The 23,269-nt window shown below is 45.0% G+C and carries 21 protein-coding genes and 1 other annotated feature; of the genes, 17 read left to right on the forward strand and 4 right to left on the reverse strand.

Annotation, left to right across the window (positions count from 1 at the left end):
• Window positions 1–49: 49 nt before the first annotated feature.
• Both L3V27_RS15775 and L3V27_RS15780 read right to left on the reverse strand, forming a co-directional pair.
• The gene (locus L3V27_RS15775; RefSeq protein WP_005376791.1) at window positions 50–670 is read right to left on the reverse strand and encodes an L-threonylcarbamoyladenylate synthase; all 621 of its coding nucleotides are present in this window, start codon (window positions 668–670) and stop codon (window positions 50–52) included.
• A 185-nt stretch (window positions 671–855) separates the two neighbouring features.
• Window positions 856–1,713: a PHP domain-containing protein gene (locus L3V27_RS15780; protein ID WP_005394817.1), complete on the reverse strand. Its 858-nt coding sequence runs from the start codon at window positions 1,711–1,713 to the stop codon at window positions 856–858.
• 95 nt (window positions 1,714–1,808) lie between these two features.
• On the opposite strand from L3V27_RS15780, the gene L3V27_RS15785 reads away from it, so the two are divergent.
• The 8 genes from L3V27_RS15785 to L3V27_RS15820 all read left to right on the forward strand — a co-directional run bounded on the left by L3V27_RS15785 (window position 1,809) and on the right by L3V27_RS15820 (window position 9,760).
• A complete protein-coding gene (locus tag L3V27_RS15785) occupies window positions 1,809–1,934 on the forward strand; it encodes a trp operon leader peptide (RefSeq protein ID WP_005394819.1) in 126 nt (41 codons plus the stop codon).
• Window positions 1,881–1,984: a sequence feature (Trp leader region), on the forward strand. (Overlaps the previous gene by 54 nt.)
• Window positions 1,985–2,110: 126 nt before the next feature.
• Window positions 2,111–3,676 (forward strand): anthranilate synthase component 1, encoded by a 1,566-nt coding sequence (locus tag L3V27_RS15790; protein WP_237312284.1) that lies wholly within the window; start codon window positions 2,111–2,113, stop codon window positions 3,674–3,676.
• A gap of 16 nt (window positions 3,677–3,692) precedes the next feature.
• The gene (locus L3V27_RS15795; protein WP_104971910.1) at window positions 3,693–4,301 is read left to right on the forward strand and encodes an aminodeoxychorismate/anthranilate synthase component II; all 609 of its coding nucleotides are present in this window, start codon (window positions 3,693–3,695) and stop codon (window positions 4,299–4,301) included.
• 37 nt (window positions 4,302–4,338) lie between these two features.
• Entirely contained in the window at window positions 4,339–5,349 is a 1,011-nt protein-coding gene (gene trpD / locus L3V27_RS15800; protein ID WP_237312286.1) for an anthranilate phosphoribosyltransferase, read from the forward strand.
• 13 nt (window positions 5,350–5,362) lie between these two features.
• The gene (trpCF, locus tag L3V27_RS15805) at window positions 5,363–6,802 is read left to right on the forward strand and encodes a bifunctional indole-3-glycerol-phosphate synthase TrpC/phosphoribosylanthranilate isomerase TrpF (protein ID WP_193447744.1); all 1,440 of its coding nucleotides are present in this window, start codon (window positions 5,363–5,365) and stop codon (window positions 6,800–6,802) included.
• 64 nt (window positions 6,803–6,866) lie between these two features.
• Window positions 6,867–8,057, forward strand: coding sequence for a tryptophan synthase subunit beta (gene trpB / locus L3V27_RS15810; RefSeq protein ID WP_005394827.1), 1,191 nt, complete (start codon window positions 6,867–6,869; stop codon window positions 8,055–8,057).
• Entirely contained in the window at window positions 8,057–8,863 is an 807-nt protein-coding gene (gene trpA, locus L3V27_RS15815) for a tryptophan synthase subunit alpha (RefSeq protein WP_237312287.1), read from the forward strand. The genes trpB and trpA overlap by 1 nt, the downstream gene beginning before the upstream one ends.
• A 201-nt stretch (window positions 8,864–9,064) precedes the next feature.
• Window positions 9,065–9,760 (forward strand): Crp/Fnr family transcriptional regulator, encoded by a 696-nt coding sequence (locus L3V27_RS15820; protein ID WP_006743300.1) that lies wholly within the window; start codon window positions 9,065–9,067, stop codon window positions 9,758–9,760.
• A gap of 125 nt (window positions 9,761–9,885) precedes the next feature.
• Here L3V27_RS15820 and L3V27_RS15825 read toward each other — a convergent pair whose 3' ends face one another.
• Complete coding sequence (locus L3V27_RS15825; protein ID WP_237312288.1) at window positions 9,886–11,427, reverse strand: long-chain fatty acid--CoA ligase; 1,542 nt, start codon at window positions 11,425–11,427, stop codon at window positions 9,886–9,888.
• A 545-nt stretch (window positions 11,428–11,972) separates the two neighbouring features.
• On the opposite strand from L3V27_RS15825, the gene L3V27_RS15830 reads away from it, so the two are divergent.
• The 8 genes from L3V27_RS15830 (at window position 11,973) to gspS2 (ending at window position 19,657) form a co-directional block, all read left to right on the forward strand.
• Window positions 11,973–13,232: a dicarboxylate/amino acid:cation symporter gene (locus L3V27_RS15830; RefSeq protein WP_012841620.1), complete on the forward strand. Its 1,260-nt coding sequence runs from the start codon at window positions 11,973–11,975 to the stop codon at window positions 13,230–13,232.
• Window positions 13,233–13,387: 155 nt separating this feature from the next.
• On the forward strand, window positions 13,388–14,572 hold the full coding sequence (locus L3V27_RS15835) for an acyl-homoserine-lactone synthase (RefSeq protein WP_237312289.1): 1,185 nt from the start codon (window positions 13,388–13,390) through the stop codon (window positions 14,570–14,572).
• Window positions 14,565–17,105: a hybrid sensor histidine kinase/response regulator gene (locus tag L3V27_RS15840; RefSeq protein WP_237312290.1), complete on the forward strand. Its 2,541-nt coding sequence runs from the start codon at window positions 14,565–14,567 to the stop codon at window positions 17,103–17,105. Before L3V27_RS15835 ends, L3V27_RS15840 begins: the two co-directional genes overlap by 8 nt.
• Window positions 17,106–17,216: 111 nt before the next feature.
• The gene (locus tag L3V27_RS15845; RefSeq protein ID WP_005392851.1) at window positions 17,217–17,459 is read left to right on the forward strand and encodes a hypothetical protein; all 243 of its coding nucleotides are present in this window, start codon (window positions 17,217–17,219) and stop codon (window positions 17,457–17,459) included.
• A gap of 203 nt (window positions 17,460–17,662) precedes the next feature.
• The gene (locus L3V27_RS15850; RefSeq protein ID WP_005392849.1) at window positions 17,663–18,226 is read left to right on the forward strand and encodes a septation protein A; all 564 of its coding nucleotides are present in this window, start codon (window positions 17,663–17,665) and stop codon (window positions 18,224–18,226) included.
• A gap of 227 nt (window positions 18,227–18,453) precedes the next feature.
• Window positions 18,454–18,849: an acyl-CoA thioester hydrolase YciA gene (yciA, locus tag L3V27_RS15855; protein WP_005392848.1), complete on the forward strand. Its 396-nt coding sequence runs from the start codon at window positions 18,454–18,456 to the stop codon at window positions 18,847–18,849.
• A gap of 115 nt (window positions 18,850–18,964) precedes the next feature.
• Window positions 18,965–19,261, forward strand: a complete 297-nt coding sequence (locus L3V27_RS15860) for a YciI family protein (RefSeq protein ID WP_237312291.1) — start codon at window positions 18,965–18,967, stop codon at window positions 19,259–19,261.
• A gap of 3 nt (window positions 19,262–19,264) precedes the next feature.
• Window positions 19,265–19,657, forward strand: a complete 393-nt coding sequence (gene gspS2, locus L3V27_RS15865; RefSeq protein ID WP_005392846.1) for a GspS/AspS pilotin family protein — start codon at window positions 19,265–19,267, stop codon at window positions 19,655–19,657.
• Window positions 19,658–19,790: 133 nt separating this feature from the next.
• On the opposite strand, the gene metE is transcribed toward gspS2, so the two are convergent.
• Window positions 19,791–22,073: a 5-methyltetrahydropteroyltriglutamate--homocysteine S-methyltransferase gene (gene metE, locus L3V27_RS15870; protein WP_237312292.1), complete on the reverse strand. Its 2,283-nt coding sequence runs from the start codon at window positions 22,071–22,073 to the stop codon at window positions 19,791–19,793.
• A 278-nt stretch (window positions 22,074–22,351) separates the two neighbouring features.
• On the opposite strand from metE, the gene metR reads away from it, so the two are divergent.
• Window positions 22,352–23,263 (forward strand): HTH-type transcriptional regulator MetR, encoded by a 912-nt coding sequence (gene metR / locus L3V27_RS15875; protein ID WP_237312294.1) that lies wholly within the window; start codon window positions 22,352–22,354, stop codon window positions 23,261–23,263.
• Window positions 23,264–23,269 lie beyond the last annotated feature (6 nt).

The following is a 23,269-nucleotide window of genomic DNA, read 5'->3' on the forward strand; positions in this document are numbered from 1 at the left end:
CGTGATGCCTCCTATTTTGTTTGACGGTGGTGTACGTCTATTAATCGAATTATTCGAATGGTGCTGGGTCACCTGATCCCAAACGCACCACAACAGGTTCACCTTCGCTAAAATCAATGACGGTCGTAGGCTGTTCACCTAAGTAACCGCCATTAAGAATCACATCAACCGCATGTTCTAATTTATCGCGAATATCTTCCGGATCAGACTCTGTTACGTCACTGCCAGGTAGAATCAACGACGTAGACATCATCGGTTCACCTAATGCTTCCAATAAGTCCAAGGCAATTTGATTGTCTGGAACACGGATACCGATGGTCTTACGTTTCGCGTTCATCAAACGACGCGGCACTTCTTTCGTGCCTTTGAAGATGAAGGTGTAAGGACCTGGTGTGTTGTTTTTCAGTAGTCGGAATGCAGAGTTATCCACTCGCGCATATAGAGAAAGTTCCGACAAATCACGACACAATAAAGTAAAGTTATGCTTATCATCGAGACGACGGATCTGACAGATTCGTTCCAGTGCCTGTTTGTTCTCCAACTGACAGCCAAGTGCGTACCCTGAATCGGTAGGGTACACCACAACGCCGCCGTTACGAATGATTGCTACTGCTTGATTAATCAAGCGAGCCTGTGGGTTTTCTGGGTGAACGTAAAAAAACTGGCTCATTGTAATTCCTCATTATCGAGCCTCTCGGCTCTATATTCTTATGTGGAGCTTGAATGCCGCCTTGTTGTGTTTTATCAAGTGACTTCAAGATTCAAAGTGTTGTTCAGTTCCAACGACAAGGAAAGCCACATTAATACCCAATATACACTTTCCAGTTATTTGATGCTGAAACCCACGCTTTGAGGTTACTTTGATATATCCAACGAAGGATCAATACCCCAATCTTTCCAAACTGGTTCGACGCCTGCGGGCAACCAAAGGTTCCTTCCTAGCTCCATCCAAGGGGATGGGTAGTGAAAATCACTGCCTTGAGACGCTAATAGTTTGTATTGTATAGCATAATCAGCCAAGTTGCGCCTTTCTTGTTGCGCTTGCTGTGGCTGTGCAACTTCCATCGCATCGCCGTTTGCTTCTACAAACGCTGCTAGAAGACGCTTAATCCACTTCGCTGTCAACTTATATCTTCCAGGATGCGCTAATACCGCCAAACCACCAGCAGCATGGATAGCATCAACCGCATCTTTCATCGAGCACCAATTCGGTGGTACATAACCTGGGTTATTACGCGTTAGGTATTTTTTAAACACCATTTGCATGGTTTTTGCGTAACCATTATCCACCAACCATTTCGCGAAGTGCGCTCTCGTAACAGGCGCATCACCGGCGATCTGCCTTACTTCTTCGAGCACACCTTCCCGAGTTGCTTTTTGTAGTCGCTCTGCAATTAACTCTGACCTTGTTATGCGGTGCTGCTTCTGCTGCTCGATGAGGGCGGATAATTGTTCATTTTCCGGATCGATATTCAAACCGACAATATGAATGTCTTTGTTTTGCCAGACAGTCGATATCTCAATGCCGTTGATGATTTTGATCGGTAAATTATTGTCTTGAACGTGTTGCTTGGCTAACGCCAAACCGTCAACCGTATCGTGATCAGTGATCGCCAAAACCTCGATATCAAAACTCAGCGCCCTTTCCACTAAATCTTTAGGCTCTAACCGACCGTCCGATGCAGTGGTGTGACTATGTAAATCAATTCTCATATTTTTATCGTTTTAATGCTGTTTTGGGGTTGACTTTTTACTCTCGCACTAGTTAACTAGTACATAAATACAAAGTACGTAATTTAAGGTTCACCATGTTACAAGAATTTAACCAAAACCAAAAAGCGAAAGTTGCGGTTTGTCTTAATAAGACAAACTCATCAGATCTTGCTTGGTGGCGCACTTGGACTAGTTCTTGGTGGGCAAACGTATACTTCTAGTTTATAGAACCAAACGTTGTAAAGCCCGCTACTTAAGCGGGCTTTTTTGTTTTGTTGCTCATTTCACATTCAACTGCCTAAACATTAATCGAATATGGCTAACTCTAGATTGGGAGAACGTTTGCTTTATGCGACTATGTACGGCAGGAAGATTTAGACAGCTACAAGGAGGTCTTGTGAATAAGGCCATAGAAATCAAGAAACTTGGATGCCTAGAAGTATTAAAGACTTCGGTTCCTTACACTCAAGACCCAACACGTTTGTTCCATACCATTTGTGAGAACAAAAGAGATAGCTTGCTTCTCGAATCCGCTGAAATTGATTCGAAACAGAATCTAAAATCACTTTTAATCGTAGATTCAGCGGTGCGCATCGTTTGTTACGGCCACACTGTTAGCATGCACGCCTTGACCAACAACGGTAAAAACCTACTGTCTCACCTAAACCAGAACATCCGTGGTGACGTTGAAAGTAAGTTCGATGGCGAAACGCTGACTTTGGAGTTTAGCCAGCCATGCGACACGTTAGATGAGGACTCTCGACTACGTGAAGCTTCTTCTTTTGACGCACTACGTTTAGTGCAACACAGCTTCGATGTTTCACAGCAAGACAAACACACTATTTTCCTTGGCGGTCTGTTTGCCTACGACTTAGTCGCAAACTTCGAGCCGCTTGGTAATGCAGAAGCAACCAATCAATGTCCAGATTACGTTTTCTACGTCGCCGAAACACTGCTGGTTGTCGACCATCAAACGGAATCTTGCCAGCTTCAAGCGACGTTGTTTGTTGACGGTTCAGAGAAAACAGCGTTAGAGACTCGTATTGCAGAAATCTGTGCACAATGCGCAGCGCCAAAACTGCTGCCAAATGCAGAGCAAATAACAGATGTAACGGTAGAGCCTAGCGTGTCTGATGCAGACTTCTGCCAAACTGTTCGCGACTTAAAAGAGTTCGTAGTGAAAGGCGATGTGTTCCAAGTTGTACCATCTCGCCGATTCACTCTACCTTGCCCTTCTCCACTCGCGGCTTACAAAGAACTGAAACAAAGTAACCCAAGCCCTTACATGTTCTACATGCAAGATGAGCTGTTCACTTTGTTTGGCGCATCACCAGAAAGCGCGCTTAAGTACGAAACCGACACCAACCAAATTGAAATCTACCCAATTGCAGGCACACGTCGCCGTGGTAAACGCCCGAATGGAGAGATCGATTTCGACCTAGATAGCCGCATCGAACTTGAACTGCGCACCGACATGAAAGAAAACGCAGAACACATGATGTTGGTTGACTTAGCACGTAACGACGTCGCTCGTATTGCTCAAGCTGGCACTCGCCACGTAGCAGACCTACTAAAAGTCGACCGCTACAGCCACGTAATGCACTTAGTATCTCGTGTGGTTGGTCAACTGCGTGAAGACCTAGACGCCCTGCACGCATACCAAGCTTGTATGAACATGGGCACGCTCACTGGCGCACCAAAGATTCGTGCAATGCAGTTGATTCGCGATGTAGAAGGCGCACGACGCGGTAGCTACGGCGGTGCTGTGGGTTACCTTACCGGCGAAGGTACACTCGACACATGTATCGTAATTCGCTCAGCTTACGTTGAGAACGGCATTGCTCAAGTTCAAGCTGGTGCTGGCGTGGTGTTCGACTCTGATCCACAAGCGGAAGCAGACGAAACGCGCGGCAAAGCACAAGCGGTAATCTCTGCTATCCAAGCAGCGCATAAGTCACAATAAGGAATAGGGTTCAGAGATGGCTAATATCATTTTTATCGACAACTTTGACTCGTTCACCTACAACCTTGTGGATCAGTTCCGCTCGCTAGGTCACTCAGTCAAAATTTACCGAAACAACATCCCAGCAGAAACCATCGAACAAGCGGTAAACGAGCTTGAAAACCCAGTGGTTCTGCTATCGCCCGGCCCTGGTGCTCCTTCAGAAGCAGGCTCAATGCCAGAGCTTATCCAACGCATGAAAGGCAAAGTTCCGATGATCGGTATTTGTCTTGGTCACCAAGCGATTGTTGAAGCGTACGGCGGCACTGTTGCTGGTGCAGGAGAAATCATTCACGGTAAGGTGTCTATGATGGAGCACCAAAACCATGCGATTTACCAAAACCTACCATCACCACTTGCGATTGCACGTTACCACTCGCTGGTTGCGACCAAGGTTCCTGAGAGTCTAACCATCACGGCAGAAGTGGATGACTTGGTGATGTCTGTTGTACATGAAGAAGATAAAGTTTGCGGGTTCCAGTTCCACCCGGAATCTATTATGACGACCTACGGAGCAACACTGTTGGCCAATGCCATTGAATGGGCACTTGAAGAACAAACTTCAGTGAACCCACTCACTGCTTAAAAAGCACTTGGCACATAAGAAATTTAGGAGAGGAAATATGGACGCAATCATCAACCCTATTATTACCAAACTGTACGAGCAAGAATCGCTTACTCAGGAAGAGAGCCAACAGCTGTTTGACATCATCATCCGTGGTGAACTAGACCCAATTTTGATGGCATCAGCACTGACTGCACTAAAAATCAAAGGCGAAACGCCAGATGAAATTGCAGGCGCGGCCAAAGCACTACTGGCAAATGCAAACCCATTCCCTCGCCCAGATTACGATTTCGCAGATATCGTAGGTACGGGCGGCGACGGTCACAACACCATCAACATTTCAACCACTGCGGCGTTTGTTGCTGCAGCATGTGGTCTGAAAGTAGCGAAACACGGTAACCGCAGCGTTTCAAGCAAATCTGGTTCTTCTGACCTTCTTGATTCATTTGGTATCAACCTAGCCATGAGCGCAGAAGATACACGCAAAGCGGTCGACGATATCGGTGTTGCTTTCCTATTCGCACCTCAATACCACGGTGGTGTGCGCCATGCGATGCCTGTGCGTCAAACTATGAAAACACGAACCATCTTTAACATTCTTGGTCCGCTGATTAACCCAGCTCGTCCAAACATCGAATTGATGGGTGTTTACAGTGAAGAACTAGTTCGTCCTATCGCAGAAACCATGCTACAAATGGGTATGAAGCGCGCCGCTGTCGTACACGGCAGTGGTTTGGACGAAGTAGCAATTCACGGTGAAACAACCGTTGCCGAAATCAAAGACGGTAAGATCACGGAATACAAACTAACGCCTGCAGACTTCGGTCTAGAAGCTCACCCGCTAGAAGCCATCAAAGGTGGCGAACCTGAAGAAAACAAAGCGATCATTACCAATATTCTGACGGGTAAAGGTACAGACGCACAATTGGGCGCAGTGGCAGTGAACGTAGCTCTGCTAATGCGTCTATTCGGCCACGAAGATTTAAAAGCCAACACGCAACAAGCGATTGAGGCAATGAATTCAGGCAAGGCGTACCAATTGGTACAACAACTTGCCGCACACGCTTAAGGAATTGAAGAAGATGACTGACTTCAACACTCAGCAAGCTGACAATCTGTCTGAACACGTTTCTAAGAAAGAAGCAGAAATGGCAGAAGTACTGGCGAAAATTGTCCGCGACAAATATCAATGGGTAGCAGACCGTAAGGTATCTCAACCGCTAAGCACATTTCAGTCTGATTTACTGCCATCGGATCGCAGCTTCTACGATGCACTGAGTGGCGAAAAGACAGCATTCATCACCGAATGTAAGAAGGCATCTCCTTCTAAAGGTTTGATTCGTGATCACTTTAACTTGGATTACATTGCATCGGTTTACAACAACCATGCTGATGCAATTTCAGTCCTAACTGACGAGAAGTACTTCCAAGGTAACTTTGACTTTCTTCCTCAAGTGCGTGGTCAAGTCAAACAACCAGTTTTGTGCAAAGACTTCATGGTAGACACCTACCAAGTTTACCTAGCACGTCATTACAGTGCTGATGCCGTACTTCTGATGCTTTCAGTCCTGAATGACGAAGAGTACAAAGCGCTAGAAGAAGCAGCTCACAGCCTGAATATGGGCATTCTGACCGAAGTCAGCAACGAAGACGAGCTTCATCGTGCCGTTAATCTAGGAGCACGCGTTATCGGCATCAATAACCGTAACTTGCGCGACCTAAGTACCGATTTGAATCGTACTAAAGAATTGGCACCGACCATTCGCGAACTGGCACCAAACGCGACGGTAATTTCAGAGTCTGGCATTTATACGCATCAACAAGTTCGTGATTTAGCGGAATACGCAGACGGCTTCTTGATTGGTAGTTCGCTGATGGCGGAAGACAACCTTGAACTTGCAGTACGTAAAGTGACGTTAGGCGAAAACAAAGTGTGTGGCTTAACGCATCCGGATGATTCAGCAAAAGCATATCAAGCTGGCGCGGTATTTGGTGGCCTGATTTTTGTCGAGAAGTCGAAGCGTGCGGTCGACCTTGAAGGTGCTCGCTTAACCATGAGCGGTGCTCCACTGAATTACGTTGGCGTTTTCCAAAATCACGATATCGATTTTGTTGCATCCATGGTGACCTCTCTGGGTTTGAAAGCGGTGCAATTGCATGGTCAAGAAGACCAAGCTTACGTAAACCAACTCAAAGCCGAACTGCCAACAACAGTAGAAATTTGGAAAGCTTATGGCGTGACTGATGCCAAGCCAGAACTGCTTGCAGACCACATTGACCGCCATCTATTAGATGCGCAAGTTGGCACTCAAACTGGCGGAACTGGTCAAGTGTTCGACTGGTCACTGATCGGCGACCCAAGTCAAATTATGCTAGCGGGCGGACTGTCGCCAGAAAATGCTCAACAAGCAGCGACACTAGGTTGCTTGGGATTAGATTTAAACTCTGGTGTAGAAAGCGCGCCAGGCAAAAAAGATTCACAGAAGTTGCTCGCGGCCTTCACCGCCATTCGCAACTACTAAAGCTGGACATCAGCTAAAAAATTTAAAGCTATTCGTAGCGAAAAATACGAGAAGGAATATAACGATGGCAAAACTGAATGCCTACTTTGGCGAATACGGCGGTCAGTACGTTCCGCAAATTCTAGTTCCAGCACTGGAGCAACTAGAGCAAGCGTTTATCGACGCGCAAGAAGATCCAGAATTCCGCAGCGAATTCATGACGCTTCTTCAAGAGTATGCGGGCCGTCCAACGGCTTTGACTCTAACTCGTAACCTAACTAAAGGTACGAAAACCAAACTGTACCTAAAACGTGAAGACCTGCTTCACGGTGGTGCCCACAAGACTAACCAAGTGTTGGGTCAAGCGCTACTTGCGAAACGCATGGGTAAAAACGAAATCATCGCAGAAACCGGCGCAGGTCAACACGGCGTAGCAACTGCACTAGCGTGTGCGCTACTTGGTCTGAAATGTCGTGTTTACATGGGTGCAAAAGACGTTGAACGCCAAAGCCCAAACGTATTCCGTATGAAGCTAATGGGCGCGGAAGTCATTCCGGTTCACTCAGGTTCAGCGACACTTAAAGACGCATGTAACGAAGCGCTGCGCGACTGGTCTGCAACTTATGAAGATGCGCACTACCTATTAGGTACAGCAGCTGGTCCTCACCCATTCCCAACCATCGTGCGTGATTTCCAACGAATGATCGGTGAAGAAACGAAGAATCAGATTTTGGCACGTGAAGGTCGTCTTCCTGATGCCGTTATCGCGTGTGTGGGCGGTGGTTCAAACGCTATCGGTATGTTTGCTGACTTCATCGAAGAAGAAAGCGTTCGCCTAATTGGGGTTGAGCCAGCAGGTAAAGGTATCGATACCGACCAACACGGTGCTCCACTTAAACATGGCAAAACGGGCATCTTCTTTGGTATGAAAGCGCCATTGATGCAAGATCCTAACGGCCAAGTTGAGGAGTCTTACTCTGTATCTGCGGGTCTTGATTTCCCTTCTGTAGGACCACAGCACGCACACCTAAATGCAATTGGCCGTGCGGAATACGACAACGTAACGGACGACGAAGCGCTCGAGGCATTCCAAGAACTGGCTCGCAGCGAAGGGATCATCCCAGCTCTAGAGTCTTCTCACGCTCTAGCTCATGCATTGCGCATGGCTCGTGAGAATCCTGAGAAAGAACAACTATTGGTCGTAAACCTATCTGGTCGTGGTGACAAAGACATCTTCACCGTACACGCCATCCTAGAAGAAAAAGGAGTGATTTAATGAGCCGTTATGAGAAGATGTTTGCGCGCCTAAACGAAAAAGACCAAGGCGCATTTGTACCGTTCGTAACGGTTTGCGATCCAAACGCAGAACAATCCTACAAGATCATGGAAACCCTCGTTGAGTCTGGCGCAGACGCCCTTGAACTTGGTATTCCATTTTCAGATCCGCTTGCAGATGGCCCAACCATCCAAGGCGCTAACATTCGTGCGCTAGATTCAGGCGCTACACCAGATATCTGCTTTGAAGAAATTGGTAAGATTCGTGCTAAATACCCAGTTCTGCCTATTGGCCTTCTGATGTACGCGAACCTAGTTTACTCACGCGGTGTCGAAAACTTCTACGAGCGCTGTGCAAAAGCAGGCATCGATTCTGTTTTGATTGCAGACGTACCAACCAACGAAAGTGCAGAGTTTGTTGCAGCAGCAGAGAAGTTTGGTATTCACCCAATCTTCATCGCACCGCCAACGGCAAGTGACGAAACACTGAAGCAAGTATCAGAACTGGGTGGTGGCTACACTTACTTGCTTTCTCGTGCTGGCGTGACAGGCGCAGAGACAAAAGCAAATATGCCAGTTGGTCACATGTTAGATAGATTAAACCAGTTCGATGCACCACCAGCGCTGCTTGGCTTCGGTATTTCTGAACCAGCACAGGTGAAACAAGCAATAGAGTCTGGCGCAGCAGGGGCCATCTCCGGCTCAGCTGTGGTGAAAATCATTGAAGCGAATGTCGAGCAGCCACAAATTATGCTCGATAAACTTGGTGATTTTGTGTCAGCGATGAAAGCCGCCACTCAGAAATAATTTCCATTTGATGGAACGCTATAGCGCCCGCTTAACATTCTGTTTAGCGGGCGTTTTCTTGTATAGCGTTTATACCATATCATTTTTTATTCAACGCCCGCACTTTCCAAACCAATCTAAAGCATAGCAATCAAAGAGTGATAAACTTTGCCACTTAACCAGCACAAATAATAGCTAGAGCAGGATGCAGTAAGGTTGCACATGGAAGAAGTCAAAGCATTATTAGCCAAATGTCCTGTATTATCAGGGCTGCCCGAGAAAGGACTTAGTGAAGCAGCACAAATAGCTAAAGTTCGCTGTTTCGACGAAAAAGCACTGATTTGCAATAAAGGGGAACCTCAATCTTCTCTTATGGTCATTGCACAGGGTGCCGTACGAATTAATTCGATGAGTTCAAAAGGCAAAGAAGTCACATTAATGATTTTCGAGGCAGGAGGCTGGTTTGGAGACAATGTTTTTTCTCCCGGCATGCCCCGTATTTTTGGCGCAACCGCGCATTCGGGCGTGACCTTACTGGAACTGCCTGGTGATAAATTTCGCCAATTACTCGCCAAATATCCTCAAAGTTACCCTACGATTCTCGACTTACTTAGCCGCCGCTTATGGTCTGCCATTTCTGTTATCGAAGATGATGCGATTAGAGGAATCGAAGAGCGGATTGCAAGAAGATTGCTGTTGCTTGCTGAATACCAACACAACCAAGCTATCAATACTCAGCCGTGTGTCGTGAGAGTGACTAGAGAGCATATCGCCAACATGATGGGGCTAACTCGTCAAAGTGTTCATAAAGTACTAAAAAATTTGGAGAGTATTGGGATGCTAGAACTGAAATATGGTTCAGTGACCATTACCAATCCAAAACGCTTAGAAGCGCACATAAAACAACTCGAACAATAGAGTAAACAGATAGTTCATGTGTACACGCTAGCGAAAGATTGCCATCTTCTGTTCCTTAGTAACCAGGCGCACAACACCATTCGCTCTAGGCAAGTGGCGCTGTGACCCAAAGTTCATTGAATTGACTAAGCCACATTCAATTCAGATTTCAACTCACGTTTCAAAATCTTTCCTGTTGCACTCATCGGGAGATGCTCACGAATTTCAACATAACGAGGATATTTAAAAGAGGCTAACTGCTCTTTGCCCCACTTTTGTAATGTTTCCGCGTCAATGTACTCTCCCGGTTTAAGCACAACGTAAGCCTTTATCTCTTCGCCATACTCTTCATTTGGAATCCCTATCACCGCTACCATTGAGATTGCAGGATGAGTCATAAACACTTCTTCAATTTCTCTAGGGTAAACGTTAAATCCACCTCGAATGATCAGATCTTTCATTCTATCGACGATAAATAGATTACCTGAACTGTCAAAACGGCCAACATCACCAGTATGGAACCAGCCATTTTGTATCGCGGATTCAGTAACTTCCGGGCGGTCAAGGTATCCCTTCATAACATTATGCCCACGCACAACAATCTCACCTTCTTCACCGATCGGTAGCGCATTGCCTTCAATGTCGACAACTTTTACTTCAACGCCTTGAATCGCTTGACCTACCGATCCTGGTATACGTTCCTGATCTAAATGATTAAAACATGCAATAGGACTTGTTTCTGATAACCCGTATCCTTCAAGAATTGGGACATTAAATTGTTCCTCAAAGGATCTAAAGATTTCGGTTGGCAACGGGGCTCCACCGCTGATAGCAACACGTAGTGAGGATGTATCAAATTGGTGCTGGACATGAAGCAAGCCGATATACATCGTTGGCACTCCAGCAAACAACGTCACTTTGTGTTTTTCCATCAGCTCAAGAACATGTTTAGGCTCAAACCTAGGCACTAACACCAAGGTTGCCCCGCCCAAAACACTAGCATTTAAGTGGACGGTTTGACCAAAGGTATGAAATAAAGGCAAAGTTACTAAGTGAATATCGTCGGCCTGGCTACCCATAATGTTTTGTGCCACCAGAGCATTCATTATGATGTTCTGCTGCGTCAGTTCAGCTCCTTTTGGTAAGCCTGTCGTCCCTGATGTATACAAAATAACACAAGTATCATCCGCATTACGCGGTACATAATCTGACAATGGTTCTGCATCCGCTATAAACGCATTGAGAGTTGGCACACCATTCCATTCGTTTTCAACTTGAGATTGAGTCATCACGACCATACTTTCACATATATCAGCCTGCTCAAACGCTTTAACCCCCTCTTTTGCCATTGGCAGTTCTGCTGTCCCTTCAAAACAGAAGTAAAACTTCGCTTTTGAATCTTCTAAGTGATACTTAATTTCTCGCGCTTTCAAAAGCACATTTAATGGGACAGCAACCGCGCCTGCTTTTTGTATCGCATAATAAACAAACGCGAAAAAAGGAATGTTTGGGCATGAGAGCGCAATACGATCGCCCGGAACGACCCCTTTGTTGATTAAAGAAGCCGCGATCTTTCCGGTAATCGCATCAAACTGCGCATAAGTTATCTCGACATCACCACATATCAACGCCGTCTTATCTGGTTTACTCGCAGCATTTCTTTGTAATGCAGCAGCAAGATTCATCATAATCGCTTCACCTCTTACTTGTTGATTTTCGTTTTATCGGCTCGGGAGCATTAACAGAGAGAGCACTCTCCTACACTAAAATGTTGGCACTTAATATTTGTCTCGCCCATTTCTGATTAACATTATGTTTACAATGCAATCAAAACTAAGAATGTAAAACAATTAACATTTCACAAAGCTAATTGGTAAAAGTGTGAGCTTGAAAGAACTTAATTGTTATAAATATCAATCCAAGTCACGCAAGACGCAGACTACGCTCGCAAACACAAAACTCATCTCAGTTAACAAAAAATAAACAAGAAAAAGAAATAAACAAAAACAATTACACAGCTAATAGGCATAACAAAAATCAATAGCAAACGTTTGCTATTGAACAAAACTTTATCGTTCGTCAATAAAATATCGATTAATCCATCAATAATACCTTGCTGCATATTGCCAATTGTAAACGATAAGTGTAAAAAGCAAGGCGAGATAATTATCCATAAAACCATTTATGGTTAGTGGGTAATTTTAGGATTTTACATTTTATTAGCACAGAGGTTATGGAAGTGTTAAAAGAAAAGAGTTTGCTAAACAACATTGGCGTACAAGTCGTAATCGCCATGATCGTGGGCACAGCCGTTGGTGCCATGATGGGTCATGATGCGACAGTGTTCGCTCCTTTAGGTGCTATCTTTATCAACTTAATCAAAATGTTGGTTATTCCTTTGGTCGCTGTAGCCTTGATTTCTGGCGCAGCTGGTCTTGGGAACAGCCAGTCAGCAGGCAAAGTTGGCATCGTCACTCTAGGTTATTTCGGTTTAACATCCGCCCTAGCCGTTGCGCTTGCACTATTTATGGGTGAAGTATTCCAACCAGGCATGGGGATCGACGTCTCTGGCGTTGAAGGCATGTTCTCAGCAGAATACGCTTCAAAAGGTGAACTACCTACTTTCTGGGCAACCATCACTGGTATGATCCCAACCAACGTTTTCCAATCACTAAATGAAGCAAACATCCTACAGATCCTAGTTTTCTGTATGTTCTTTGGTATTGCAATTTCTAAGCAAGCAAAAGAGCGTCGTGAGCCAATCATTAATGGTGTTAACTGCATCGTTGACGCAATGGTTTGGATGATCAACAAAGTGATGATCATTGCCCCTATCGGCGTGTTCGGTCTGATGGCAGAAGCAGTCGGTACATTCGGTTTTGGCGCACTAATGGTGGTATTCAAACTGTTCGTTGTTTACGTTGCCGCAATCCTAATCTTCGGTTTCGTTGTTTACCCAGCAATGGTGCATATTTTCACCAAGACATCAGCGAAGAAGTTCCTGTCTTCAATGAAAAAGCCACAAGCTGTTGCGCTTTCAACGGCCTCTTCTATGGCGACACTGCCTGTCACAATGGACACCTGTGAAAAAGAACTGGGCGTAAAAAATTCAACCGCGTCATTTGTTCTGCCTCTAGGCGCAACGATCAACATGTCAGGTAATGCGATTTACTATGGCTTGGTTGCTATCTTCTTTGCTCAACTGTTCAATATCGATTTAGGTATGGGCGCCTACATTGCAATTATCGTAACGTCTACATTGGGTGCGGTTGGTCAAGCGGGTGTTCCTGGTCCTTCTTTCCTAGTGGTTGCCGTGCTTCTTGCCGCTGGTATTCCAATCGAAGGTTTACCACTGCTATTCGCTCTTGACCGTATTTTCGATATGATTCGTACAGCACTAAACATCACAGGTGATGCAGCATGTGCAGTTATCGTTGATGCGCTAATTGAAGAGGAAGCGGCAGAAGCTGAGCTTAAAAAGCAAGAAGCTTAGTCCTTTCTCGAATGAACTAAAAACCGCTCACTATGAGCGGTTTTTTTGTCTTTTCTTGCATTACGTAACTATATAAATAGAAACCAATAGCATAAATTTATCAAAATGATATAAACCATTACAAAATATAAAAAACGTCAGAACTAGGTTATATCATGAGTCTTAAGCTGTCTTTGGAGCCCCTCGCCAGTACAGATTTGCCGATCGAGTCAAAACAACAGGCGCTGGTTGACACGGTTCTTCTTACTCTTACACCGCAAGAAAGGTCTTCTCTTTTTCAACAAGTTGCTTTGTATAGAATAAAGCTTCTTAAATCCCTCTTTCCTAAATACGCATCTAAGAGTCTGTCCGTACTGTTTGAATTAATAGATTATCGAGATTTAGTACAGCAGTATCCAACGCCTTTCTCCGAAGAGGCGCTCTTAATTGAACAAATTGCCGCAGATTGTTACCCGCATTGGATGGTTTTCTGGTGTGAATGTGAGATTGCTGCGATCAAGCAAAAGCACCCTTTAAATGAAGCGACAAGACCAACTCAGCTCTCGTTTGACGACCGCGACTATTCAAGCATATTGATCGAAGATATTGCCGAGTGCGACCTAAAGGTAACACTGCCAAATCACGCTGCATTAATGCCGATTTCCGAAGCAATCACACTGAGCAATCTTGAGCTCTTCGTCCAAACTGAACAATGGTTTGAGATATTGCCTCTATTATCACTCTCGCAGAAAGGTCAACACTTTTTGCTATTGTTCAAGCAGTCATCTACACCAATCATGGTCTCCTCCGCTTTGGTGCAAAACTGGCACCAAAGAAATACCTGGCTCAGCTATTCATCACCATTTAGTAGTGAGCAATGGCAGTTTTGCCTTCCTGATTATGGCTACATGACTCTTAATCAATTAGGCCTTTTTGGAGGTAACGATCTAACTCGTCAACGGACTCTTATTGAATTTGATGCGCAGTTCCAATCTCACTTGGAAAACACTGAAGCGGTTTGCGAAGTGCTGCGTCTGACAGTGGGTGGCAACATCCAACAAAAACTGTACTTTTTGTATTTGGCACAAAAAGCATTGATGAGTGAGCTATATAAAGCAGGCTATAAGCTCAGCTTTACCATTATTGAACAAATATTTATGTTAAATTTCTATCAATCTATTGATTTAGAGGCCTACTTTCACTCAGGATACCGCGACATTAACGGTGACGGTACCAAGACATACCGCGGTTTCTGGAATTTAGGTATGATGGTTGAAACATTTCAAGACATACAGTTTCGCGACTACAAACACCGCGTACGAACAAAAAGAATTGATGAAAAGGTGAATGAACATGCTTGATATTCATCTTCACGGCCTTTTTTATCCAAAAGCAATGACGCTATACGCCACTGTACTGGTGGTGTTCGCTTGGTTGTTATATTACTGCTATCGCCTAAAACAGAAGAGTGAAACGATTTTAGGCTCGCATCATGCGCCGTACATTGCTTATTCTAGTTGCATCATCGTTTGGATCAGCAGCAACGCATACTTCCATACCGACTTATTGCCGGAGTTGGGCTCCGCTGGCGGTATTTTTATGGCTAAGTTGGCGAACTTGGCGTCATTCTTTGCCTTTGCATTCGCGTTCTATTTTTCTTGCCAGCTAGCGGCTGATATCAAAAAAACTGCGGTCAAAGCCTGGCAAAAAATCGTCTTTGTGGCACTAGCAACGTACTCGCTTTACATCAACTTAGTACCAAACCTTACTGTCGAAAATGTCACCATTAGCGGTCCAAGCCAGTTCGTGATCGAGTTTGGTCCCCATACCTCATATTTCTTTATTAGTTTGCTGACATTTGTTGTATTAACCCTGCTGAACTTGATTACCATGCGAGCGAACAGCAGCAAACTCACGCTGGCAAAAAGTAACTATATGATCGCCGGCATTTTGGTCTTCATGTTATCAACTGCAGTGATACACCTTGGAATGACTTACTTCCTTGGTGACTTTTCCTTAACCTGGTTACCACCAGCACTTTCAATTAGTGAAATGTTGTTTGTAGGCTATGCCCTGCTTACCTCTCGCTTTTATAGTGCTAAATACCTCACATACTTAACCGTTAGCGCGCTGTTTGTCTGTGCCATTTTCGTCCTCCCGCTGGGCGCAATATTTATTCCTATCTCGGAAGATAACCAATGGCTTGTAGCGGTGCCTTTATGCGCACTCATCGGTATCACTTGGCACTTGCTTTACAAACGCGTCAGTCGTTTCGCGTCCTATTTTATTTATGGGAAACGACATACACCCGTTCAACAAATTCTTGGATTAGAAGAGGAATTTAAACGCTCAATAGATGATGCAATGCGCCAGTTAGCAGCGTTACTGAATATACCAAATAATAAATTGCAGCTCGTCACCAGCAGTTACACCGAAACGTTTTATGAAGATTATCTGCCGTCAAGCAAGTCTGTTCTCGTGCTTGATGAACTGTCTGAAGAAATTGATTATGCCTCCTCGTCGAAAGGCTCAATGCGCAAGCTCTACGAACGTATGCGATCCAGCAATACGGCGCTCGTAATGCCTCTTTTTGGTCGTGGAAAGTCCGTTACGCACTTACTGATTTCTTCACACAAAATGGATAATAAGCTGTTTTCTAATGAAGAAATTTCAGCATTGCAAACCTTATTAGTTCGCATCCAGAGCACCATAGAGGCCGATAGAAAAGTACGCCAAAGCCGTGCGCTCGCTAACTCTATTGCGCATGAAATGCGTAACCCTCTCGCTCAAGTGCAATTACGATTTGAAGCTTTAAAACAGCATATCGAATCAAACGCTTCACTTGAGACGTTAAAGAGTGAGATTGATAAAGGAGAAGCAGCGATTCAGCGTGGTCGCCAACTTATCGACATTATTTTGCGAGAAGTCAGCGACAGCTCACCTGAGCACGAACCCTTAACTATTACGTCTATACATAAAGCTGTAGATCAAGCGGTCAGCCGTTATGGCTTTGAAAACGATCAAATAATTGAAAGGATCAATCTGCCTCAAGAGCACGATTTTGTCGCGAAATTAAACGAAACTCTGTTTAACTTTGTCATTTTCAATTTGATTCGCAATGCTATCTACTATTTTGATTCTTATCCCGATAGTCAAATTGAGATTCGTAGCCAAACGGGGGCCTACGAAAACATTCTGGTCTTCCGAGATAGTGGCCCTGGCATAGATAGCAGTATCTTACACAAGATATTTGACGACTTCTTCTCGTATCAAAAAAGTGGCGGCAGCGGCCTTGGCTTGGGCTACTGTCAACGCGTTATGCGCTCTTTTGGCGGACGAATTGAGTGCCAGTCTGAATTGGGCGAATTTACTGAGTTCTACTTGTATTTCCCGGTCGTCCCAAACGCACCCAAACCAGAGATGTTGAGAACACCGGACTTCAATGGCTGGAAAGTAAATACACCACATTCTGAACCTCGCACAGACCAACACGTACAAGTAAGTAACGATGCACCAACAGTGCTCATTGTTGATGACAAAGAGGTGCAGCGTACTTTGGTTCAAATGTACTTAAAAAGGCTGGGAGTCAACAGCTTACAAGCAAATAATGGCGCTTCTGCGGTGGAGCTATTTCAGTCGCACAAGATTGATTTGGTGCTTATGGATGTACAGATGCCAGTGATGAACGGATTTGACGCAAGCCAACGAATTAAGCAAATTGCGTCTTCTGTTCCTATCATCGCACTATCTGGAGAGTCTGGAGCTAAAGAGCTGGAGCTAATTGCGAAACTCATGGATGACAGACTTGAAAAGCCAACGACGTTAAATGCGCTCCAAACCGTCATCAAGCGCTGGTTGCAACATGAGAGTTTTGCTACTTCCAACACTTTCTAATTTGCGAAGATAAAACTGGCACTAGATGTGCATTACTGAAGTAAATCGAATTATCCAGAGGGTCAAGCAAGCTGCAAATGGTTAGCGGATGAGCTTGATAAGGAGATCGCCATGTTACTTCATCGACACACATACTACGGCTTGATTCATCATGGAATCAAAGCACTACTACTCGATCGCTTAGGACACTATACAGAAGAAGAATACCATCAGTATTTGAGCCTAATGACCGGCAAATCCACTTGCTTTACGATGTCTCTCGAAGAGCTTGAAGCAACCGTTGATAACCTGTTACGTGAAGGCTATTTAGAAGATGTCAAAACGCTTATTTCTCAATATCAACGTGTTGCTTAAATCTTAAATTCTATCAACTCAATTGCCGCTTTATCGCGGCAATTTTTATGCCTTCGATTTGCTACTTCATCTTTGCGAAATGTTGCTTGTTGTATCATTCAGTCAGGGGATTACTTCTCTTACCTCTAACCTTGACGGTATTCACATCTTGTCAGATTCCGTTAGACTGTCTTCAATTCACTAATTAGGTAGATTTTGCCACCATGAAGCAAATCCTAGATTTTATCCCACTCATCGTCTTCTTCGCTTTGTACAAGATGTACGACATCTACGCAGCAACAGGAGCGCTGATCGTTGCAACGGCAATTCAGCTTGTCGTCACCTATGCTCTGTATAAAAAAGTCGAGAAAATGCAGCTAATTACGTTCGTTATCGTGACGATATTTGGCAGCATGACCCTTTTCTTCCACGACGACAATTTCATAAAATGGAAAGTCACCATCATTTATGTGATTCTAGCTATCGGTTTAGCAGCGAGTCACGCAATGGGGAAATCAGCCATCAAAGGCATGTTGGGCAAAGAAATTTCGCTACCTGATGCTATTTGGGCGAAGATCAACTGGGCTTGGGTCGGCTTCTTCTCATTCTTTGCTGGTCTGAACATTTATATAGCTTACGAGCTACCACTGGATGTTTGGGTCAACTTCAAAGTATTCGGAATGTTGATTGCGACATTTGCCTACATGATTGCGACTGGCTTCTACATTTACAAACACATGCCAAAAGAACAAAAAAATAACTCATCCGATGTGTCGACTGATGATTAAAAACTCAGTTTTGCTATAATCCGCGCACTTTGCAGCGACCTTCGGGTCGCTGTTTTGCTCCATGTATCACTAAACCGATCAAACGGCATACCGGAATCAGACCATTCTTGCTGCTGTAAACCAACTTTCTCTGGTCCGGTGTCTGCGGTTTTTTTAAGGACCTTTGGTTCTAGGTATTTACTATGTTGGCGCTTAGTTTGAGCGCCTTTAAGATTTAGGATGTCACAATGAGTCAAGAAATTAGCTCTCCGAGAGGTCAACTGCTGCTTCGTACCCTTGCAATGCCTGCCGATACTAATGCCAATGGCGATATTTTTGGTGGTTGGATTATGTCTCAGCTCGACCTAGCAGGTGCGATTCTGGCCAAAGAGATCTCTTCTGGTCGCGTTGTTACCGTTTCAGTGTCAAGCATTACCTTCAAGAAGCCTGTAGGTGTTGGCGATGTCGTTTGCTGCTATGGCGAATGCACTAAGATTGGTCGCACCTCAATGAGTGTCGATCTGGAAGTATGGGTCAAGCCGGTAAAAGCACACGGTGTCGGCGAGCGCTTCATGGTTTGTGATGCGACTTTCAACTACGTAGCCATTGACAGTGAAGGCAAACCACGCCCGGTTCAGAATTAGTCAACCTACAGCGCTAACTGTTAGAAAGGATCTCACATTTTCTGTTGTTCACTTGTGAGAGACACAAAAAAGGCGTTAAATTAACACTTTACCCTACCAATTAAGGAACTATGCTATGTGGTATGTCATCTTTTCTCAGGACGTCGAGAACTCGCTGGAAAAACGCATGAGCGTTCGCCCGCAACACTTGGAGCGCTTACAAAAGCTTCAAGACGAAGGTCGCCTTCTTACTGCTGGCCCTATGCCTGCGATAGACTCTGACAACCCAGGAGAAGCTGGATTTACGGGCTCGACTGTCATCGCTGAGTTCACCTCTCTAGAAGACGCTAAAGCGTGGGCAGAAGCCGATCCTTACGTAGCGGCTGGTGTTTACGATAATGTAATCGTGAAACCGTTCAAAAAAGTGTTTTAATTTATGAAAAAATTACTGTGTCTTTTCTTGGCATTTGGTGCGTTAGCTGGCTGTTCATCTACTGATGATAATCAACGCCAGCTTGAGCTATTGGCATCAAACCGAGCGGGAGTCTTGTCCGCAGGTCTCCCTTTGGAATACGGTCCACTGCAGATAATGCGTGTCTCATCCAATAAAAATGTTGTTGAAATGATGATGATTTATAACGATGACGCACTCGGTGCAAAGCCGTTAAATCAAGTACTGAATACCAGTATCTACACCTATTGCAGTAACCCGGAAATTCGTAAGCAAATTGATATGGGCTTAATGTACCGTATTAAAGTGCGTAACTCTCGCGGTCAGTTGATGGCAGATGAGTTGGTTTCCGCGCAAACTTGTACTCAAATGAAATAGTCACAGTGAGTGCGTTGTTTTCGATACGAGCAATTCATCCGCTATTGCGGGATAGTATAACGACGAAAATGAACGGCTAAGAATAGAAAAACGGAGACAACGGTCTCCGTTTTTATTTGCTAAAAAAGGTGCCTTACGCCAGCTCAGCACGAAGTTTCTTCGCCGCTGACACGAGGTTCGCCAATGCCGATTCCGTCTCTGCCCAGTTACGTGTTTTCAGACCACAGTCTGGGTTCACCCACAAACGTTGTACCGGAATTTTTTCTGCCGCTTTCTTTATTAGGCCTTCAATCCACTCTTCCGTCGGAATGTTTGGTGAGTGAATGTCATAAACACCTGGACCGATTTCATTCGGGTAATTGAACTCTTCAAACGCTTTAAGCAATTCCATATTTGAGCGTGATGTTTCAATGGTAATCACATCTGCATCGAGCGCCGCGACTGAATCAATGATTTCATTGAACTCGCTGTAACACATGTGAGTGTGAATCTGAGTCTCTGGTTTTGCACTCGCTGCCGAGATCTTAAATGCATCCACCGCCCATTCTAAATACGCTTTGTGATCGCGTTTTTTCAACGGCAGACCTTCACGAATCGCAGGCTCATCGATTTGAATGATATTGATGCCTGCATCTTGCAGATCAGAAACCTCATCACGCAGTGCCAGTGCCAGTTGCTGGGCGATTTCTTGACGAGTAATGTCTTCACGCGGGAATGTCCAACATAAAATCGTTACCGGGCCCGTCAGCATACCTTTCATCTGCTTGCTGGTTAGCGATTGTGCGTACGTCGACCATTCCACCGTAATCGGCTTTTCACGCTCAATGTCGGCAACCACAATGGCTGGTTTCACACAGCGAGAGCCATAACTCTGTACCCAACCAAATTTCGTCGTTTGGAAGCCCGCCAAGTTCTCCGCGAAGTATTCCACCATGTCGTTACGTTCTGCTTCACCATGCACAAGCACATCTAGGTCAAGGGCTTCTTGACGTTTTACGGCATCCGCAATATGTCCTTTTAGTGCTTGGATATAGTCGGACTCAGATAACTGGCCAGTGCGATAAGCACTGCGCTGAACACGAATTTCACCCGTTTGAGGGAAAGAACCGATTGTCGTGGTTGGCAACAGAGGCAAGCCCAATACTTCAGATTGATGTGCAGCACGCTCCGCGTAAGGTGCGCTGCGCTCGGCAAGTGACGCAGTAATACTGTTTAAACGTGCTTGAACTTGTGGCTTATTCACATGCGTTGCCGTTTTACGTGCTTTGATTGGCTGGCTGTAGGTATCACAAGCGAGAATCGCATCTTGATCACCATCGAGTGCGCGGCCAAGCAAGGCGACTTCTGTTACTTTTTGTTTTGCAAACGCAAACCAGCTTTTCACTTCCTCACTTAGTTCTGTTTCCAGTTCCAGATCAACCGGGCTATGTAGCAAAGAGCATGAGCTCGCCACCCAAAGGTTGTCGCCCAGTTTTTCTTTTACTGGCTGTAGGCGTTCAAGTTGCGCACTCAAATCCGAGCGCCACACGTTACGACCGTTGACCACGCCAGCAGACAGCACCCAACCCTCCGGTAGTTTGGCAACCACGTCGTCAAGCTGCTGAGGCGCGGCAGATAAATCGATATGTAAACCATCCACTGGTAGCTTTACAATTTTGTCTAGCGTATCGCTTATAGAGTCAAAGTACGTCGTTAGCAGCACTTTTACATCGCTGCGAATCACTTGGTACGCTAGCTTGAACGCATCAGCCCACTGACTTTCAAGCTCTAGTGACAAAATTGGCTCATCAATCTGAACCCACTCAACACCTTGACTCGCGAGCTTTGCCAAAATAGCTTGGTAAGCCGTAAGCAATCGTGGCAGTAGCGTCAGGCGATCGAACCCTTCTTCTACCTCTTTACCTAAGTAAAGATAACTGACTGGGCCAAGCAAAACTGGCTTCACTTTATGCCCAGCTTGGGTTGCTTCGTTGACTTCTTCAAACAGTTGAGGCCAGCTCACTTCAAATGTATCGTCCTTGCTAAATTCAGGTACGATGTAGTGGTAGTTTGTGTTGAACCACTTGGTCATATCCGATGCTGCTGCTCCTGCGCAGCCGCAACCCGCTTGAGATTGACCGCGACCCACTTTGAATAGCGTATCCAAATCAGGGAAACCGTCTGCGTGACGTTTTGGCACGTGACCCAGTAACAACGTGGTCGTCAGTACATGATCGTACCAAGCAAAATCGCCAGCGGTGGTAAAACTCAAGCCAGCATCTGTTTGCGTTTGCCAGTTTTTAGCGCGCAGATCTGCTCCAACCTTTTTAAGCTCTGCTTGATCAATTTCTCCGCGCCAGTATTTTTCCTGAGCGAATTTTAATTCTCGTTTTTCACCGATGCGTGGATAACCTAGTACGTGCGTTGTTGTAGCCATGTCCCTATTCCTTTTTCAATCTTGTTCAATTTGTTTGGGTCAGAGTATCTTTCGTCATAAAAGATGTCTGGATGGCTAAACTATCGCTCTCATCTGCGGTTTGAACAACGTCCATTTATTCAACTTGTTTATTAAAAAAATTCATCATGAGGAGACATGATTCGCAAATAAACACAACAAATAGACGTCTAGACGTTTACATATCCATTTTTTGTCGTTAAGTTATTTATACGATTGCTATTCTGTTCATAGCGAGCAACAAAGGATGAAAGGAATTCATGATAGAGCTAAAACATTTGCGGACACTCACTTCGCTTCGAGACACCGGCTCTCTAACCGCGACCGCGACCGCGTTGCATCTCACTCAATCGGCCTTGTCTCACCAGATCAAAGATTTAGAGGCACGGATTGGGGGACAATTATTCCTTAGAAAAACTCGTCCGGTGAAGTTCACTTCAGAGGGAGAAATCCTATTGCGTCTTGCAGAAGATATTCTTCCCAAACTCGCAAAAGCAGAAAATGATTTGGCAAGCTTGAAAGAAGACGTCAATGGTCGGTTGCATATGGCGATTGAATGTCACTCATGTTTCCAATGGCTCATGCCTGCTCTTAGGGAATATCAACTTGCCTGGCCTAGCGTAACACTGGATTTTTCATCAGGTTTTGGCTTTGAACCACTTCCTGCACTGTTAGCTGGCGAGTTGGATCTCGTTATCACGTCAGATATTCAACCTCGTTCTGAAGTGCATTATGAACCTTTATTCGACTTTGAAATGCGCTTAATTACCGCGACTAACCACCCATTGGCGGAAAAAGAAGTTATTGATCCGCAAGATCTCGCAGATCAAACCATGCTCTCTTATCCGGTTCAAAAACAAAGGCTAGACGTCGTAAAACACTTCTTGCAGCCAGCGGGTGTAGAGCCCGCCAAATGGAAGCAAGCCGACAATACTCTGATGTTAGTGCAAATGGTCTCCGCAGGATTAGGGGTTGCAGCACTGCCAAATTGGGCGATTTCTGAATTTTCTCGCCAAGGGCTTATTACCAGTAAACCTTTTGGCCAAGGCTTATGGCGTCGCTTATTTGCTGCAACGCGTCACTCAGAGAAAGATAAACGTTACTTACAAGCCTTTTTCGCAACCGCAAGGCTACAATGTAAAAGCCACCTTGACGGAATCAAGATGGCTTAGGGATAT

The organism is Vibrio sp. J2-3(2022), assembly GCF_021725735.1.
GTDB lineage: Bacteria > Pseudomonadota > Gammaproteobacteria > Enterobacterales > Vibrionaceae > Vibrio > Vibrio diabolicus.

Coding starts and splice junctions, on each gene's coding strand:
- L3V27_RS15775 (WP_005376791.1), bottom strand. CDS start 670: ATGAGCCAGTTTTTTTACGTTCACCCAGAAAACCCACAGGCTCGCTTG.
- L3V27_RS15780 (WP_005394817.1), bottom strand. CDS start 1,713: ATGAGAATTGATTTACATAGTCACACCACTGCATCGGACGGTCGGTTA.
- L3V27_RS15785 (WP_005394819.1), top strand. CDS start 1,809: ATGTTACAAGAATTTAACCAAAACCAAAAAGCGAAAGTTGCGGTTTGT.
- L3V27_RS15795 (WP_104971910.1), top strand. CDS start 3,693: ATGGCTAATATCATTTTTATCGACAACTTTGACTCGTTCACCTACAAC.
- trpD (WP_237312286.1), top strand. CDS start 4,339: ATGGACGCAATCATCAACCCTATTATTACCAAACTGTACGAGCAAGAA.
- trpCF (WP_193447744.1), top strand. CDS start 5,363: ATGACTGACTTCAACACTCAGCAAGCTGACAATCTGTCTGAACACGTT.
- trpB (WP_005394827.1), top strand. CDS start 6,867: ATGGCAAAACTGAATGCCTACTTTGGCGAATACGGCGGTCAGTACGTT.
- trpA (WP_237312287.1), top strand. CDS start 8,057: ATGAGCCGTTATGAGAAGATGTTTGCGCGCCTAAACGAAAAAGACCAA.
- L3V27_RS15820 (WP_006743300.1), top strand. CDS start 9,065: ATGGAAGAAGTCAAAGCATTATTAGCCAAATGTCCTGTATTATCAGGG.
- L3V27_RS15825 (WP_237312288.1), bottom strand. CDS start 11,427: ATGATGAATCTTGCTGCTGCATTACAAAGAAATGCTGCGAGTAAACCA.
- L3V27_RS15830 (WP_012841620.1), top strand. CDS start 11,973: ATGGAAGTGTTAAAAGAAAAGAGTTTGCTAAACAACATTGGCGTACAA.
- L3V27_RS15835 (WP_237312289.1), top strand. CDS start 13,388: ATGAGTCTTAAGCTGTCTTTGGAGCCCCTCGCCAGTACAGATTTGCCG.
- L3V27_RS15840 (WP_237312290.1), top strand. CDS start 14,565: ATGCTTGATATTCATCTTCACGGCCTTTTTTATCCAAAAGCAATGACG.
- L3V27_RS15845 (WP_005392851.1), top strand. CDS start 17,217: ATGTTACTTCATCGACACACATACTACGGCTTGATTCATCATGGAATC.
- L3V27_RS15850 (WP_005392849.1), top strand. CDS start 17,663: ATGAAGCAAATCCTAGATTTTATCCCACTCATCGTCTTCTTCGCTTTG.
- yciA (WP_005392848.1), top strand. CDS start 18,454: ATGAGTCAAGAAATTAGCTCTCCGAGAGGTCAACTGCTGCTTCGTACC.
- L3V27_RS15860 (WP_237312291.1), top strand. CDS start 18,965: ATGTGGTATGTCATCTTTTCTCAGGACGTCGAGAACTCGCTGGAAAAA.
- gspS2 (WP_005392846.1), top strand. CDS start 19,265: ATGAAAAAATTACTGTGTCTTTTCTTGGCATTTGGTGCGTTAGCTGGC.
- metE (WP_237312292.1), bottom strand. CDS start 22,073: ATGGCTACAACAACGCACGTACTAGGTTATCCACGCATCGGTGAAAAA.
- metR (WP_237312294.1), top strand. CDS start 22,352: ATGATAGAGCTAAAACATTTGCGGACACTCACTTCGCTTCGAGACACC.